This window comes from Bradyrhizobium sp. cf659 (genome assembly GCF_900113725.1).
Lineage (GTDB): Bacteria > Pseudomonadota > Alphaproteobacteria > Rhizobiales > Xanthobacteraceae > Bradyrhizobium.
On record NZ_FOQJ01000004.1, the window covers coordinates 226,184 to 240,811 of the forward strand.

General features: G+C 65.7%; 12 protein-coding genes. 9 read left to right on the forward strand and 3 right to left on the reverse strand.

Annotated elements, in window-relative coordinates:
• The first annotated feature begins 1 nt into the window (after position 1).
• Both BM118_RS20145 and BM118_RS20150 read left to right on the forward strand, forming a co-directional pair.
• Positions 2–1,456, forward strand: a complete 1,455-nt coding sequence (locus BM118_RS20145) for a GntP family permease (RefSeq protein ID WP_092187231.1) — start codon at positions 2–4, stop codon at positions 1,454–1,456.
• A gap of 99 nt (positions 1,457–1,555) precedes the next feature.
• On the forward strand, positions 1,556–3,217 hold the full coding sequence (locus tag BM118_RS20150) for a tannase/feruloyl esterase family alpha/beta hydrolase (protein WP_177234488.1): 1,662 nt from the start codon (positions 1,556–1,558) through the stop codon (positions 3,215–3,217).
• Between the two features lie 145 nt (positions 3,218–3,362).
• Here the strand turns inward: BM118_RS20150 and BM118_RS20155 are convergent, their stop codons facing one another.
• On the reverse strand, positions 3,363–4,976 hold the full coding sequence (locus BM118_RS20155) for a DHA2 family efflux MFS transporter permease subunit (RefSeq protein WP_283806372.1): 1,614 nt from the start codon (positions 4,974–4,976) through the stop codon (positions 3,363–3,365).
• Entirely contained in the window at positions 4,924–6,171 is a 1,248-nt protein-coding gene (locus BM118_RS20160) for an HlyD family secretion protein (RefSeq protein WP_177234489.1), read from the reverse strand. Before BM118_RS20160 ends, BM118_RS20155 begins: the two co-directional genes overlap by 53 nt.
• Positions 6,172–6,262: 91 nt before the next feature.
• On the opposite strand from BM118_RS20160, the gene BM118_RS20165 reads away from it, so the two are divergent.
• From BM118_RS20165 to BM118_RS20195, 7 genes are all read left to right on the forward strand, one after another.
• Positions 6,263–6,916: a TetR/AcrR family transcriptional regulator gene (locus BM118_RS20165; protein ID WP_092187234.1), complete on the forward strand. Its 654-nt coding sequence runs from the start codon at positions 6,263–6,265 to the stop codon at positions 6,914–6,916.
• Positions 6,917–6,967: 51 nt separating this feature from the next.
• A complete protein-coding gene (locus tag BM118_RS20170; RefSeq protein ID WP_092187235.1) occupies positions 6,968–7,429 on the forward strand; it encodes a MarR family winged helix-turn-helix transcriptional regulator in 462 nt (153 codons plus the stop codon).
• Positions 7,430–7,441: 12 nt separating this feature from the next.
• Positions 7,442–8,212: an enoyl-CoA hydratase gene (locus tag BM118_RS20175; RefSeq protein ID WP_092187236.1), complete on the forward strand. Its 771-nt coding sequence runs from the start codon at positions 7,442–7,444 to the stop codon at positions 8,210–8,212.
• A 122-nt stretch (positions 8,213–8,334) separates the two neighbouring features.
• Positions 8,335–10,416: a methyl-accepting chemotaxis protein gene (locus tag BM118_RS20180; protein WP_092187237.1), complete on the forward strand. Its 2,082-nt coding sequence runs from the start codon at positions 8,335–8,337 to the stop codon at positions 10,414–10,416.
• A 124-nt stretch (positions 10,417–10,540) separates the two neighbouring features.
• A complete protein-coding gene (locus BM118_RS20185) occupies positions 10,541–11,482 on the forward strand; it encodes a dihydrodipicolinate synthase family protein (protein WP_177234490.1) in 942 nt (313 codons plus the stop codon).
• Positions 11,483–11,843: 361 nt separating this feature from the next.
• Positions 11,844–13,244, forward strand: a complete 1,401-nt coding sequence (locus tag BM118_RS20190; protein WP_092187239.1) for a selenium-binding protein SBP56-related protein — start codon at positions 11,844–11,846, stop codon at positions 13,242–13,244.
• Between the two features lie 83 nt (positions 13,245–13,327).
• The gene (locus tag BM118_RS20195; RefSeq protein WP_092187240.1) at positions 13,328–13,921 is read left to right on the forward strand and encodes a hypothetical protein; all 594 of its coding nucleotides are present in this window, start codon (positions 13,328–13,330) and stop codon (positions 13,919–13,921) included.
• Positions 13,922–13,924: 3 nt separating this feature from the next.
• Here BM118_RS20195 and BM118_RS20200 read toward each other — a convergent pair whose 3' ends face one another.
• Positions 13,925–14,617: a DUF1045 domain-containing protein gene (locus BM118_RS20200; RefSeq protein ID WP_092187241.1), complete on the reverse strand. Its 693-nt coding sequence runs from the start codon at positions 14,615–14,617 to the stop codon at positions 13,925–13,927.
• Positions 14,618–14,628: the final 11 nt, after the last annotated feature.

The following is a 14,628-nucleotide window of genomic DNA, read 5'->3' on the forward strand; positions in this document are numbered from 1 at the left end:
CATGGGTCTTCTCGGCCTCCTCGTCGGGCTCGGCCTGCTTGTCCTGTTTGCCTTTCGCGGCTGGAGCGTGCTTCTGCTCGCGCCGTTCGCGGCACTCGTTGCTGCCCTGTTCGGCGGCGAACCGTTGCTTGCGAACCTGACCCAGGTGTTCATGGTGAATGCGGCGGGATTTCTGGCGCAGTTCTTCCTGATCTTCCTGCTTGGCGCTGTCTTCGGCAAGTTGATGGATGACAGCGGCGCGGTGACGTCGGTCGCCGGCTTCATGGCGGAGCGCCTTGGCGAGCGGCGCGTGATCCTGGCGGTCGTTCTCGCCGGCGCGCTGGTCACCTATGGCGGCGTGAGCCTGTTCGTCGCGTTCTTCGTCATCGTTCCCATGGCCCGTTCTCTGTTTCGCGCGGCTTCGATTCCGCGTCGTTTGATCCCGGCCGCGATCGTGCTGGGAACGTCGACCTTCACGATGTCGGCCCTGCCGGGCACGCCGTCGATCCAGAATGCGATCCCGATGCCGTTCTTCGGGACGACGCCGTTCGCCGCCCCGGGCCTCGGCATCATTGCCTCCCTCATCATGCTTGGCGCGGGATTGTGGTGGCTGCATCGCGCCGAGGCAGCAGCCCGCCGCGCCGGAGAAGGCTATGGCGACGATGCCGACGGCCTGATCGAGCAGGCCGCCGCCGACGAACTCGTGCGCGAGCGCGCAACGACCGCGCGCGAGTTCGATCCGGCCGAACTACGACACGGTCATCGCAGCGACCGGCCTTCGCCCGTGCTGAACGCCATCGCGCCGCTGGCCGTCGTCGTCACCGTGAATCTGGTGATGTCGCTCGTGGTGCTGCCGCGGCTCGATGTCAGCTATCTCGCCGAGCAGCGTTTTGGCGAAACGTCGCTCGCGGCCGTCGCGGGCGTGTGGTCGGTCGCGGTTGCGCTGGCGGCGGCCATCGTCACGACCATCGCGCTGAACCGGGCCCGCCTGCCGGCGCTTCGCCGGACCATGGACGCCGGGGCCAATGCGTCGGTCCTGCCTGCGTTCAGCGTCGCCAGCCTCGTCGGATTCGGTGCAGTCGTCGCCTCGCTGCCGGCGTTCACGATCGTGCGCGACTGGGTGCTGGCGATCGAGGGCGGACCGCTGGTCTCGCTCGCCGTCGCGACCAACATCCTGGCCGCGTTGACCGGGTCGGCATCGGGCGGGCTGACCATCGCCCTCGACGCCCTCGGCCAGACCTATGTCGCGCTTGCCGCGCGCACCGGCATCGACCCCGCGCTGATGCATCGCGTGGCGGTGATCGGCTCGGGAACGCTGGACATCCTGCCGCACAACGGCGCGGTGGTCAGCCTGCTCGCGATCTGTGGCCTGACGCATCGCGACAGCTATTTCGACATCGTCATGGTGGGCATCGTGACCTCGCTCCTGGCGCTGGTGGCCGTGATCGCCCTGGGCAGTGTGCTGGGATCGTTCTGAGCTGAACTGCGGCGTGAGCGATTGACGGGCGGACGAAGGTTGCATTCAATGCGGCCAACTGTCAGGTTGAACGAGAACAGAAAAAGCCGGGTGGAGACGATGACGCTGACAAGGGCGAAGCTGTGCGCATGGCTCGTGGGCACGGCGGCCGCAATGAGCGCGAGCAGCGCGTCGGCGGTGACGCTGGCAGAGGATGCAGACACGGTCTGCAAGGGTCTCGTCGGCGACGCTGATGCCGTGAAGATCGATGCCGCGACGTTGCAGGCGCCGTCGCAACGCGCCATTGCCGAGCGCGGCCCGACGCCATCGGGGCGGATCACGCCCGCCAATCCCGGCTTCTGCAAGGTGCTCGGCCATATCGATCCCGTCGATCCCAAGGCGCCGCCGATCAAGTTCCAGGTCAACCTTCCGGTCGAATGGAACGGGCGGTCGGTGCAATATGGCGGCGGCGGCTTCAACGGCGTGCTGATCACCGGCCTTTCGTTGCCGCCGGCCTATCCGTTCGACAAGCCGTCGCCGCTCGCGCGCGGCTTCGTCACCTACGGCACCGATTCCGGCCATGAGTCCAAGCCGGGCGAGCCGCCGCAGGTGTTCGCGCTCAACGACGAGGCGTTCGAGAACTTCGCTCATCGTGCCTACAAGAAGGTTCGCGACGTTGCCGTCGCGCTGATGCAGCGCGCCTACGGCAAGAAGCCCGAGAAGATGTACTTCATGGGCTCATCCGAGGGCGGTCGCGAAGGCCTCACCATGGCGCAGCGTTACCCCGACGATTTCGACGGCATTTTCGCCCGCGTGCCCGTCATCAACTGGGTCGGCCTGCAGCATGCCGGCACGCGTTCGGGCCTCGTGACCATGGGTGACGGCTGGATCAACCCGGCGCAGGTGAAGCTCGTCGGCGATGCCGTGCGGGCTGCTTGCGACAAGGCCGACGGCTCCAACGATGCGCTGGTGCAGGATCCCGTATCTTGCAAGGCGGCCTTCAAGGTCGAGACGCTGCGCTGCGCCAGCGGGAAGACGGGCGATCAGTGTCTCACCGAGGCGCAGATCAAGGCGGTCAACACGCTGCATGCGACCTACAAATTCCCGTTCGCACTCGCCAACGGTCTCGACGACTATCCGGGCTGGGGCGTGTCGGGCGAAGACACGCCCGCGATCGGTCCGACCGGCGGCTGGGTCGCGTGGTGGCTCGGCACCGCGCCGCCCGCACAGCCGCCTGCGCCCAACAACGGCATCGCCTGGATTTACGGCGCTGGCGGCATTCAATACGTGTTCGCGCGCGATCCCAAGCTCGACGTCACTACCTACAAGGTGGAGGAGCACAAGGCGCGGCTGCTCGAAGTCTCGAACCTCATGGACTCGACTAATCCCGACCTCAGTCGCTTTCGCGAGCGCAAGGGCAAGCTGATCATCCTTGAGCACATGGCCGACTATGCGCAAAGCCCCTATGCCGGCATCCGCTATTTCGAGAGCGTCGAGCGCAAGCTCGGCAAGGCCGAGACGGCCGAATTCGCGCGGCTCTACACCGCGCCCGGCGTGGACCATGTCGGCTCCGGCGCGCCCGCCAATGTCGACATGCTGAGCGCGCTGGTCGACTGGGTCGAGAAGGGCAAGGCGCCCGGTGACCTTGAGGTTGCCGAGCAGAAGGTCGAGGCGCCGTCATTTGCCGTGTTGCGCGCGATGCCGCTGTGCCGCTGGCCGGCTTGGCCGCGTTACAAGGCGGGGCCAGTGACGGAAGCGTCGAGCTTTACCTGCGCGCAGTGACCCCTCACCTCTCCCCGCTTGCGGGGAGAGGTCGGATCGCGCTTGCGATCCGGGTGAGGGGGTACAGGTCTCTCGATGGATCTCACGTGTGGAGAGAGCCCCTCACCCCTCTCCCCGTAAGAACGGGGAGAGGGAGAAGAAGAGCCTAATGCGCCGGCCCACCCGCCGCCTTCACCCTTCGCGTCAGCAGCACCGCGATGGCGGCGAGCACCAGCACGACGCCGATCACCGCGAAGGCGTCGGAATAGCCCATCACCAACGCCTGGCGCCTCACCGTCTTGCCGAGCGCGATGATGGCCTGCTCGCGCGCGGCATGGGGGTCGGGCACGCCGTGCGCGATGAAGTAGTCCGTCATCTGCGCAATGCGGCTGCGGACCTCCTCGCGGCCGAGCGTGACCGACTGGCCGATGATGTTGGAGTGGAATTGCTCGCGCTTGGTGATGATGGTGGCGAGCGTCGCCGTGCCGATCGCACCGCCGAGGTTGCGGAACATGTTGCTGATGCCGGAGGCTGCGGCTGCGTCCTGCGGCGCGATGCCGCCCGTCAGCACCGAGGTCAGCGGCGTCAGCACCATGGCCTGTCCCACGGCGCGCACGATGTTCGGGATCCAGAGCTGGTCGCCGGCATAGTCAGGTGACATCGCCGTGTTCATGAAGCAGCTATAGGCGAAGATCAGAAGTCCGGTGATCGCGATGTAGCGCGTGTCGAAGCGCTGCATCAGCTTCGGGATCAGCGGGATCAGCACGAGCTGCGGCAGGCCGGTCCAGGCCAGCACATTGCCGATCTGCTCGGCATTGTAGCCCTGCGCCTGGCCGAGATAGGCCGGCAGGATGTAGACCGAGCCGAACAGCGCGAAGCCGACCATGGTCATCGCGACCGTGCCGAAGCCGAAATTGCGCTGCGTGAGGAGGCGCAGCCGGATCAGCGGCTTCTCGATCGTGAGCTCGATCGCGACGAACAGCATCAGGCTGACGGCCGCGATCACCGCGAGCTTGACGATGAAGGGCGAGGAGAACCAGTCGTCCTTGTTGCCTTCCTCGAGCACGGCCTGCAGCGCCGACAGCCCGATCGCCATGGTGACGATGCCGGCCCAGTCGCCCTCCTTCAGGAGGCCGAGCTGCATCTTCTGCTTTTCCAGCGTCAGATAGAGCGCCGCCACCATCACCGCGGTCGGGATCACGTTGACGAAGAAGATGGTGCGCCAGCCGTAGGTTTCGGTGAGATAGCCGCCGATGGTCGGGCCGATCGCCGGGGCAAAGGTGACGGACAGCGCGAAGATCGCGAGCCCCACCGGCTGCTGTGGCTTCGGCAGCTTGGTCAGCACCAGCGTGAACGCCATCGGGATCAGCACGCCGCCGGCAAAGCCTTGCAGGCCGCGCATCGCGATCATCGACGGCAGATCGTGGGTGAAGGCGCAGGCAACGGAGAAGGCGGCGAACAGCGCCGCGCTCGCCAGCATGTAGCGGCGGAACGAGAACACGCGGCTCAAATAGTCGGTCAGCGGGATCACGATGATCTCGCCGATCAGATACGACGTCGAGATCCAGGAGCCGTTGTCCGCGCCGGTGCCGATGCCGCCCTCGATGTTGAGCAGCGAGGCGTTGGTGATCTGGATGTTCAGGATCGCCATGAACGAGCCGATCATGGCGGCGAGCACGGCAATCCAGGTCGCGGCGCTCGCGCGGTTCGGATCGGCGATTATGCGTTCAGGCGTCGCGGCCGGTGTTGCTTGCGTCGAAATTGAGAGGCTGTTTGACATGGCACGACCCTCCGGAGACGAGCTTCGCTTTGGGCGCGGCGGCCGCATTCGCGGTCGGCGCGGTCGAACGTGTTGCAATGGTCGGGATCACGGACATGCCGGGCCGCAGCGAAATCGCGGGGCCATGCGCGGCATCGAGCGCGATCCTGACCGGGATACGCTGCACCACCTTGGTGAAATTGCCGGTGGCGTTGTCGGGCGGCAGCAGCGCAAATTCCTGGCCGCTGGCCGGTGCGATGGAATCGACGCGGCCGTGCACGATTTGGCCCGGGAACATGTCGACCTCGATGTCGACGGCCTGTCCCGCCTGCACGTGGGTGAGCTGCGTCTCCTTGAAATTGGCGACGACATAGGCGCCATCAGTCGGCACGATCGACATCAGCTGCGTCCCGGCCTGCACGAACTGGCCGACGCGCAAGGAACGGTTGCCGACGACGCCGTCGATCGGCGAGACGATCGTGGTGTAGCCGAGGTTGAGCTCCGCCTGCTGCTGGATCGCCGCCGCGCGCGCGGCGGCGGCGTTGGCTTGCACGATCTCGGCCTTGAGCAGATCGACCTGCTTCTGTGCGGAGATGAGGTTGGCGTTGTCGCGCGCGATCGCGGCGTCCGCGCCGGCATCGCGAGCCTGCGCCTGCTGCGCATTCTGCACGCTGCCATAACCGGTTGCGGCAAGGTTGGTGTAGCGCGTGTTCTCCTGGCTTGCGAACGTCTTCGCGGCCGTGTCGACATCGATGGTCGCCTTGGCCGCCGCGATCACCGCCTGCTGGACCTCGAGTTGCGCCTCCTTGCTTGCCACCGTGGCACTTGCGGCGGCGACATCGGCGCGGGCCTGGTCGAGCGCGACGCGGAAGTCGCGATCGTCGATTCGGGCCAGCACCTGGCCGGCCTTCACATGCTCGTTATCGGCGACCAGAACGCGGTTGAGATAGCCACTGACCTTCGGCGCGATCGTGGTGTTGTCGGCTTTCACATAGGCGTCATCGGTGGAGACGAGGTACTGGCCGACGGTCCAGTAGTCGTAGCCGTACCAGCTCGCCCCGGTCAGTGCGACGATCGCGGCGCCCACGAGCAACGCTTTGCGAAGATTGAGCTTTTGTCGGTGGATTCGGGTTGGCGCGGCGGGCAGGACGCCCTCCAGCGCGGTTGCCGGAAGCGCGGTCTGGGCGGCGGCAGTCGGGGTGGTGTGGACGGTCATGGCCGGCTCCCCTGAATTAGGAAACTTGATAATTTCCAAAATGGGACTAGCTTCGGAATTGTCAATGGAATGACAGGCATCATGTAAAGACATGGCTCGAGCAAAATCGGAAAGTGAATGCCGCCCGCGTGGACGGCCGCAACTGCGCAGCGACGAAGAGACCAGGCAGATCGTCCTCGACGCCGCGCGGCAGGCCTTTGCCGGTGACGGCTATGCGGCGACCAGCACCGAGGAGCTGGCGCGCCGCGCCGGCATGTCGACCAAGACGCTGTATCGTCTGTTCCCCGGCAAGGCCGCGCTGTTCGAGGCGATGTGCGCCGACAGACTCGAGCGGCTGCTCTCCGCGGTCGATCTCCAGGCCGGCGACGAGGTCGACCTCGAAAAGGGCCTGCGTGCCGCGCTGCTGGCCTGTGCGGATCTTGCGCTCGATCCGGAGGTCGTGGCGTTGCAGCGCATGGTGCTGCAGGAGTCGGCCGCATTCCCGGAGCTTGCCGCGAACTTCTACAAGAACGGCATCTCCCGCACCGTCACGGCGCTCGCGGGCTGGCTGCGCGCCCAGGTGAAGAAGAAGCGCATAGCGCTCGATGACGTCGACGAGGCCGCCGGCATGCTGATCGGCATGGTCGCATCGGCGCCGCAGCGTGCGGCGATCTATGGCGGGGTGGCGTTGCCGTCACGCAAGGACATCGAGCGCCGCGTCAAGACCTGCGCGGCGCTGTTTCTGGACGGCTGTCGCGCTGCATAAGCCCGGCAGCCGCCCTTTGACAATCCGGTCGGTCTCGGCTATCTATTTCGTATGCGAAATAATGACGGCGCGGCGAGGCATCACCGGCTGATCTACCTGCTCAACGTCGCACAACGCCGGCTGCAGCGCTGGATGGCCGCGCAGTCCGAGAGCGAGGTGACGCCGGCGCAGGCGGGGCTGTTGTTCATTCTCGGCAGGCAGGACGGCGTCCTGATGGGAGAGGCAGGCGCGGCGCTCGATATGGGGCCGGCCGGCATTTCGGGGCTCGTCGACCGCACCGCAGCCGCAAGGCTGATCGAGCGGCGGGCCGATCGCGAGGACGGACGCGCCTGGCGCGTGTGGCTGACGCCGAAGGGGCGTACCGCGCTGGCCCAAGCGAAAACCTCGGCCGCGGAGATCAACGCGGCGCTGACGGAGGGATTTACCAGCGCGGAGATCGACATCGTCGCGCGCTGGCTGGCGAGCATTCAGGACAAGTTTCCAAGAGACCCTGCAAGAGATCCAGAGGAATAAGAGGAGAGCCCGATGACCGAGCATGTCCGGATCGAGAACAACGGTGGAATTCTCACGCTCACGCTGGCGCGCCCCGACAAGAAGAACGCGCTGACGGATGCGATGTACGGCAAGCTCGCCGATACCATCGAATCCGCCGAGTTCGATCCGTCCGCCCGGGTGATCCTGATCCGCGGCGAGGGCGACATGTTCACCGCCGGCAACGATGTCGGCGAGTTCGCAGCCGTCGCGAGCGGCAAGTCGGAAGGAAGCCGCAACGTCATACGCTTCATCCAGTCGCTGGCCCGTTGCACCCGGCCGCTGGTTGCGGCCGTGCAGGGCCGCGCCGTCGGCGTCGGCACCACGATGCTGTTGCACTGCGACCTCGTCGTGCTCGCCGACAACGCGCAATTGTCCACGCCCTTCGTCAGCCTCGCGCTGGTGCCGGAGGCCGCCTCCAGCCTGCTGATGCCGGCGCGCATCGGCTATGCGCGCGCCTACGAGATGTTCGCACTCGGCGAGACGGTGCCGGCGAAGGCTGCGCTGGAATGGGGGCTCGCCAACCGCGTTGTGCCGCTCGACAAGCTCGACGCCGAGGCCCTAGCGCTGGCGCAGCGGCTCGCCCGCCAGCCGGCCGGCGCGCTCACCGCGACCAAGAAGCTGATGCGCAACGGCGAGGCGCTGGTCGCGCAGATGCAGGCGGAAGGTGAGCACTTTGCCCAGCGCCTGCGCACCGCCGAGGCGCGCGAGGCCTTCACGGCGTTCGCCGAGCGCCGTCCGCCGGATTTCACGAAAGTCGGGTAAAGAGCGGCGGGCCGCCCGAATGGGTGCAGGCGGGACCGCCTCAAATCGACTAAAACCTTAACGGAACATTGGCAGGTTGCGATGCAGGGTGGCCACTCGTGAAGAGTAGGCCCCTTGACCCCATGGCAATGTTTAAGAAATCGGTAAGCTCGCTTCTTCTGACCTTGATGGCCCTGCTTGCGGCCGGCGCGCTGGCCAGCACGGCGATCCAGATGGTCGGGGCCTTCGGCCGCTACAGCGACAGCCTTGAAACCGCGCGCCTTGCCGCCGCCGACAAGGCGATCTTCCAGGGTGTGCTGTCCTTGCGAAACAATCGCGGCGATGCCCAGAGTGCCATTCTTGGCGAGGACGATCCCAAGGCAAAGCTCGCCGAAGCCGAGAAGGCCGAGCAGGGCGGCTATGAAGGGATCAGCGCCGCGCTCGCGACCATCGATTTCGCCCGCCGCGATGAACTCGCGAACACGCTGAAGCAGCGTTGGAACGAGGCGGCGCCGCAGTTCCAGCTGTTTTACGACGAAGCCAAGCGTCCGCGCGCCGAGCGCAAGATCGAGCGGACCAATTCCTGGTATGATGCCGTCACCAAGGTCATCGATACCGCGAACCTCGCCTCCACCGCGGTCTCGAACCGCGCCTGGATGAACGATCCCTATATCGCCCGCATGATCCAGGTCCGCCGCTTCGCCTGGCAGGTGCGTGACCGTTATGGCATCCATTGTTCGTCCCTTCGCTCGAACGTCAACAGCAGCAAGCCGCTCGACGACGCTCAGAAGCGGTCGCTGGCGCAATGGGATGGCACGATCGCCTCTGGCTGGGCGGGCATGGCAGAGCTGCTGGCCGCGCCCGATGTGACGGCGGAGCTGGTTACGGCGGCGTCGGACGCGAAGGCCAAGACCGACGGCGCCCTGAAGCAGATCGGTGATCTCACCAGGAATTTCGACGGTAGCGGCAAACCTGCGATGGCCGCTTCGGAATGGAACACGTTTTGCCAGTCGCCGTTCCCGCTCATTGTCGGGGTCGCAACCAAGGCGCTCGACCAGTCGATCTCGCGTGCCGAGACCGTGCAGGCCAAGGCGCTCACCAATCTCGTCGTGCAGTCGCTCGCGTTCCTGATCGCGCTCGCCGTGACCATGGCCGGCGTCTATGTGGTACGCAATCGCCTCATGCGCCCGGTGCGCGCCATTCTGGATGCCATCGCCCGCATTGGCGCGCGCGATTATGCGACACCGGTTCCGCAATCCCGGTATCCCGACGAGTTCGGCACCATGGCGGCCGCGCTCGAAAGCCTGCGCGAGAGCGCCGCGACCGCGGAGCGTCTCGGTCAGGAGCGTGAATCGCAGCAGGCGCTCCAGCTTGCCCGCTCCGGCACCGTCGATGCCGCCTGCCGCAGCTTTGACGATACCGTGCAGGCCGTCATCCACAGCGTTGCGGCGTCGGCCAGGGAGCTCGACGCGACGGCGACCGACGTGCGTACGCTGGTCTCGGAATCCAGCAGCCAGACCGCGGCGGTTGCCTCCTCCGCCGAGCAGGCCACCAACAATCTCGAAACTATCGCGGCCGCGACCGAGGAGCTCTCCGCGTCCGTCGGCGAGATTTCGGCGCAGGTGCAGTCGAGCGCACGCGAGGCCCGCGAGGCCGTCTCGCAGGCCGAGCGGACCAACGCCACGGTCGAGATCCTCGACCAGACTGCAAGCCGTATCGGCGAGGTCGTCAAGATGATCAACGCCATCGCCGGCCAGACCAACCTCCTGGCGCTGAACGCCACCATCGAGGCCGCGCGCGCGGGCGAGGCCGGCCGCGGCTTCGCCGTGGTCGCCGGCGAGGTCAAGAGTCTCGCGGCGCAGACCGCAACGGCCACCGAAGAGATCTCCCGCCAGGTCGAGGAGATCCAGGGCGCGACGGGGCAGGCCGTGACCGCCATCCGCTCGATCGGCGGCGCCATCAGCGGCATCGACGAGAAGATGACCGCAATCGCGGCCGCCGTCGAACAGCAGCGGGCGGCCACCACGGAGATTTCGCGCAACTTCCAGCAGGCGGCGCAAGGCACCCGCGAGGTCACCGACACCATCGGCAGTGTTGCCAAGCTCAATCAGGAAACCGGCAACGCCGGCACGGTGCTGTCGGACTCCGTGAAGAAGATGTCGGCAGACGCCGACCGTCTCCGCGTCGCGGTCGAAGGTTTCCTCGGCGCGGTGAAGACCGCGTAACTTTCACAGCCCTGTTCCAGGGAAACGTGGATCGGCATTGCCGCCGATCCACGCCCCCGCTACATCTGTCGTGCCGCGCGAGTGCGGCGGTAGATGTGCGAGAATATCAGGGATGGAGAGTTCGATGCCGGTCACGCCACACCACAAGGCCCAGCGCCCCTATCGCGGGGTGTTCCCGGTCGCGCCCACCATCTTTGACGAGCGCGGCGAGCTCGACCTCGAGGGCCAGCGCCGCTGCATCGATTTCATGATCGACGCCGGCTCGCACGGCATCTGCATCCTCGCCAATTTCTCCGAGCAGTTCGTGCTCACCGATGCCGAACGGGAAACCGTGATGCACGCGGTGCTTGAGCACGTCGCCGGACGGGTTCCCGTGATTGTCACCACGACCCATTTCAGCTCGGCCGTCTGTACGGCGCGCAGCAAGCAGGCCGAAGCCGCCGGTGCCGCCATGGTGATGGTCATGCCGCCCTATCACGGCGCGACCTTCCGGGTTCCCGAGAAAGGTATCGTCGAATTCTTCAGGGTGCTCTCGGGCGCGATCAACATTCCCATCATGATCCAGGACGCGCCGGTGGCGGGCACGCCGCTGTCGGTCGAGCTGCTCGCCCGGCTGGCGCGCGACTTCGCCAACATCCGCTATTTCAAGATCGAGGTGCCGGGCGCCGCTGCAAAGCTCCGCAGCCTGATCGAGGCGGGCGGCAAGGATATCGAAGGCCCGTGGGACGGCGAGGAGGCGATCACGCTGATGGCCGATCTCGACGCCGGCGCCACCGGCGCCATGACCGGCGGCGGCTATCCCGACGGCATCCGCCAGATCATCGATCCCTATTTCGCCGGCAAGCGCGAGGAAGCGAAAGCCGCCTATGAGCGCTGGCTGCCGCTGATCAACTACGAGAACCGCCAATGCGGCCTGATCGCCTGCAAGGCCATGATGCAGGCCGGCGGCGTGATCAAATCGGACGCCGTGCGCCATCCGCTCCAGCCGCTGCATCCCGCGACGCGCGCGGGGCTCCTGGAGCTGGCAAAGGAGCGCAATGCGCTGGCGCTGCGGTGGGGCAAGTAGCGGCCAATCCCCCAGTCGTCGTCCCGGCGAAGGCCGGGACCCATACCGCGTGATCTATCGGTGAACGTGGGTGTTGGTACCGCGGGAAGACTTTTCACTACTTGCCTTCGCCAAACTTCTCCCTGTGGTTATGGGTCCCGGCCTTCGCCGGGACGACACCTTGCCTGATCCCGCCGGCTTCCATCTGCCCGAAGGCGTCGAATTAGCGCGGCTCGGGCCGTTTCCCGCAGCCCGGCGATGACGTATTGTACGCTCGCCAACCAAGCCCGCGGAGCATATCAGGACATCGCATAACAGCTCTTCATTATGCCGCTATCCCGAGCCAGGTTGGCGCGAACCGACAGAACAGGGAGGCAGTGCCATGACGATGAGGCCGGATCCCACCTTTCACGCATCGCCCAAGCTTGCGATGGAAGCACCTGCGGAGAACTTTGCCTATACGTTGCTGCTCAGTCCGGATTTCTCAAAACCGGATGCTCTCGCGGTCATCGACGTCAAGCCGGGATCGCCGACCTATAGCCAAATCGTCCACACCGTGACGATGCCCAACAAGGGCGACGAGTTTCATCACTTCGGCTGGAATGCCTGCTCGTCCGCCTTGTCGCCGCTCGCCGGACACGCCTTCATCGAGCGGCGCTATCTCATCATCCCCGGGCTGCGCTCGTCGCGGATCTACATCATCGATACCAAGCCCGATCCGACCAAAGCCAAGATCCACAAGATCATCGAACCGGAGGAAGTCTTCAAGAAGACCGGCTACTCGCGGCCGCACACCATCCATTGCGGGCCGGACGGCATTTACGTGAGCACGCTGGGCGGCGGCGGCAAGGACGGCACCAACGGACCTCCAGGCGTCTTCATCATGGATTGCGAGACGTTCGAGGTCCTTGGACGATGGGAGATCGATCGTGGCCCGCAGACATTGCATTATGACTTCTGGTGGAATCTGCCGCGCGATTACATGGTGACGAGTGAATGGGGGTTGCCGCCGCAGTTCGAGAACGGGATCGTGCCGGAAGATCTGCTGTCGAACAAATATGGCCACCGGCTCCACTTCTGGGACCTTCACGCCCGTCGCAACGTTCAAACCATCGACCTCGGCGCCAATCATCAGATGGCGCTGGAAGTGCGGCCCGCGCACGATCCGGTTCGCGAATACGGCTTTGCTGGCGTCGTGGTCGACACTACCAACCTCGAAGGATCGATTTGGACCTGGTGGCGCGAGGGCGGAAAATTCCATGCGGAGAAGACGGCAACGATTCCGCCCGAGCCCGCGGAAAAGGAAAAGCTGCCGCCACTGCTGCAGGGCTTTGGCGCCGTGCCGCCGCTGGTGACCGACATCGACCTGTCGATGGATGACCGGTTTCTCTACGTGGCATGCTGGGGCACGGGTGAAATGCGCCAGTACGACGTGAGTGATCCGCGAAAGCCGAAGCTTGCGGGCTCGGTTCACATCGGCGGCATCGCGCGTCGCACCCCTCATCCGAACGGCAAGGCATTTGCGGCAGGTCCGCAGATGGTCGAGATCAGCCGCGACGGCAGGCGCGTGTACTGGACCAATTCGCTCTATTCCACCTGGGACAACCAGTTCTATCCCGACGGGGTTCCGGGTGTGGAAGTCATGGCCAATGCTGGTCGCGACGGCGGCCTCGAGCTCGCCAAGGACTATTTCGTGAGCTTCCCCGACGGATATCGTGCGCACCAGATCAGGCTGGAGGGCGGCGATTGTTCGACGGACTCCTTTTGCTACCCGTCGGTCTAGATGGGGGGCACGCGAGCCCGGCGCTTGGCTGGCTCTGGCTCGCTCTTGTTGCGAGCGGTCTCTACCACGGGGTCAACCCGGGAATGGGATGGCCGCTCGCCGTTTCGGCCGGGCTCATGGACAAGAGCCCGCGCGCGCTTTTTCGTGCGTTGTGGGCTCTGGCGGCCGGACATCTCCTGGCGACACTTCTCGTGCTGCTGCCATTCGCGTTCCTGCTCGTGCTGGCCGAGTGGCAGCGTTCGATCCAGCTCGGCGCGAGCCTTCTCGTCATCGGCTTCGGTATCTATCGGCTGATCGAGCGGCGCCATCCACGCACGCTGGCACGAATTCCGCCAACGCAATTGGCGCTCTGGTCATTTGCCGTCGCCATTGCTCACGGCGCCGCCTTGATGCTGGTGCCAATCTATCTCGGGATCTGCCAGGCCTTCGAGCTCGATGCCGGCCATGAGGCGGCGGGCGCGCTGATGAAGGCAAGTCTCGGGATGGCGGTGCTGGTGTCTCTGGTGCACGTTGCCGCCATGGTCAGCGCCGGCGGATGCCTGGCGTGGCTGGTCTACCGCTATCTGGGATTGAGGTTCGTCTCGCGAAGCTGGTTCAATCTGGATGCAGTCTGGGCGACCAGTCTCGTTCTGGTTGGCGCGGTCGCGCTCGGCTTCAATCTTGCGAGCTGGCGCTGAGCTTTACCGCGGCAAGGCCCACTCGCCGATGATGCGGAATCGCGCCCTGGTCTCGTCCTGCTTGAACAGGGCGAGGCGGTCGATCGCCAGCGTGTCGAGACGAAGCGACGCGAACCGCGTCCGCAACATCTCCAGGATCGGGCCGCGGCGTTGTGCATCCAGCCGGCCGGTCAGGGTCATGTGGAAGCGGAATTCTTCCATCACGTAGGGGTAACCCCAGCGGTCGAGATAATCGCGCTGCCGCTCGGTGAGTTTGTCGGGCTTCCGCCGCGCGCGATCTTCCGCAGTAAGGGCCGCGCGGAAGGAATCGAATTCATGGGCGCAATCGGCGGCAAATTGCTGAAGCGCATCGACCGGCTCGGCCGGAATGACGGCAATGAAGCCGCTGATGGTGTCGATGACAGGGCGGATCGCGGGGATCGGCCGTGCCTTTTCGGCGAATGTCGCGCAGGCTGCCATAAGCTCCGCCTCGGTGCTGCCGGGCGCGAGCGCCATCGGCGCCTTCAGCGTGGCATGAAAGCCGTATTTGCGGGGATCGGCACTCACGTCGCGCCAGTCCGGTGCAACGTGCAGCGCCTCGGGCGGAAACGGCACCTCGTTGCCGGTGTAGGCGTCATAGCCGAGCAGCCCGGCGCCGAAGCGGGAGAGGGCGCTGTCGGCGCCGGCGGCAAAATAGATCGCGTAGCGGGGAATCATTGCCCGAGCAT

Excerpts from the sequence above, each read along its gene's own strand:
- BM118_RS20180 (WP_092187237.1), top strand. The coding sequence starts at position 8,335 with ATGGCAATGTTTAAGAAATCGGTAAGCTCGCTTCTTCTGACCTTGATG.
- BM118_RS20165 (WP_092187234.1), top strand. The coding sequence starts at position 6,263 with ATGGCTCGAGCAAAATCGGAAAGTGAATGCCGCCCGCGTGGACGGCCG.
- BM118_RS20150 (WP_177234488.1), top strand. The coding sequence starts at position 1,556 with ATGACGCTGACAAGGGCGAAGCTGTGCGCATGGCTCGTGGGCACGGCG.
- BM118_RS20200 (WP_092187241.1), bottom strand. The coding sequence starts at position 14,617 with ATGATTCCCCGCTACGCGATCTATTTTGCCGCCGGCGCCGACAGCGCC.
- BM118_RS20190 (WP_092187239.1), top strand. The coding sequence starts at position 11,844 with ATGACGATGAGGCCGGATCCCACCTTTCACGCATCGCCCAAGCTTGCG.
- BM118_RS20155 (WP_283806372.1), bottom strand. The coding sequence starts at position 4,976 with ATGTCAAACAGCCTCTCAATTTCGACGCAAGCAACACCGGCCGCGACG.
- BM118_RS20170 (WP_092187235.1), top strand. The coding sequence starts at position 6,968 with ATGCGAAATAATGACGGCGCGGCGAGGCATCACCGGCTGATCTACCTG.
- BM118_RS20145 (WP_092187231.1), top strand. The coding sequence starts at position 2 with ATGGGTCTTCTCGGCCTCCTCGTCGGGCTCGGCCTGCTTGTCCTGTTT.
- BM118_RS20175 (WP_092187236.1), top strand. The coding sequence starts at position 7,442 with ATGACCGAGCATGTCCGGATCGAGAACAACGGTGGAATTCTCACGCTC.
- BM118_RS20195 (WP_092187240.1), top strand. The coding sequence starts at position 13,328 with ATGGGATGGCCGCTCGCCGTTTCGGCCGGGCTCATGGACAAGAGCCCG.
- BM118_RS20160 (WP_177234489.1), bottom strand. The coding sequence starts at position 6,171 with ATGACCGTCCACACCACCCCGACTGCCGCCGCCCAGACCGCGCTTCCG.
- BM118_RS20185 (WP_177234490.1), top strand. The coding sequence starts at position 10,541 with ATGCCGGTCACGCCACACCACAAGGCCCAGCGCCCCTATCGCGGGGTG.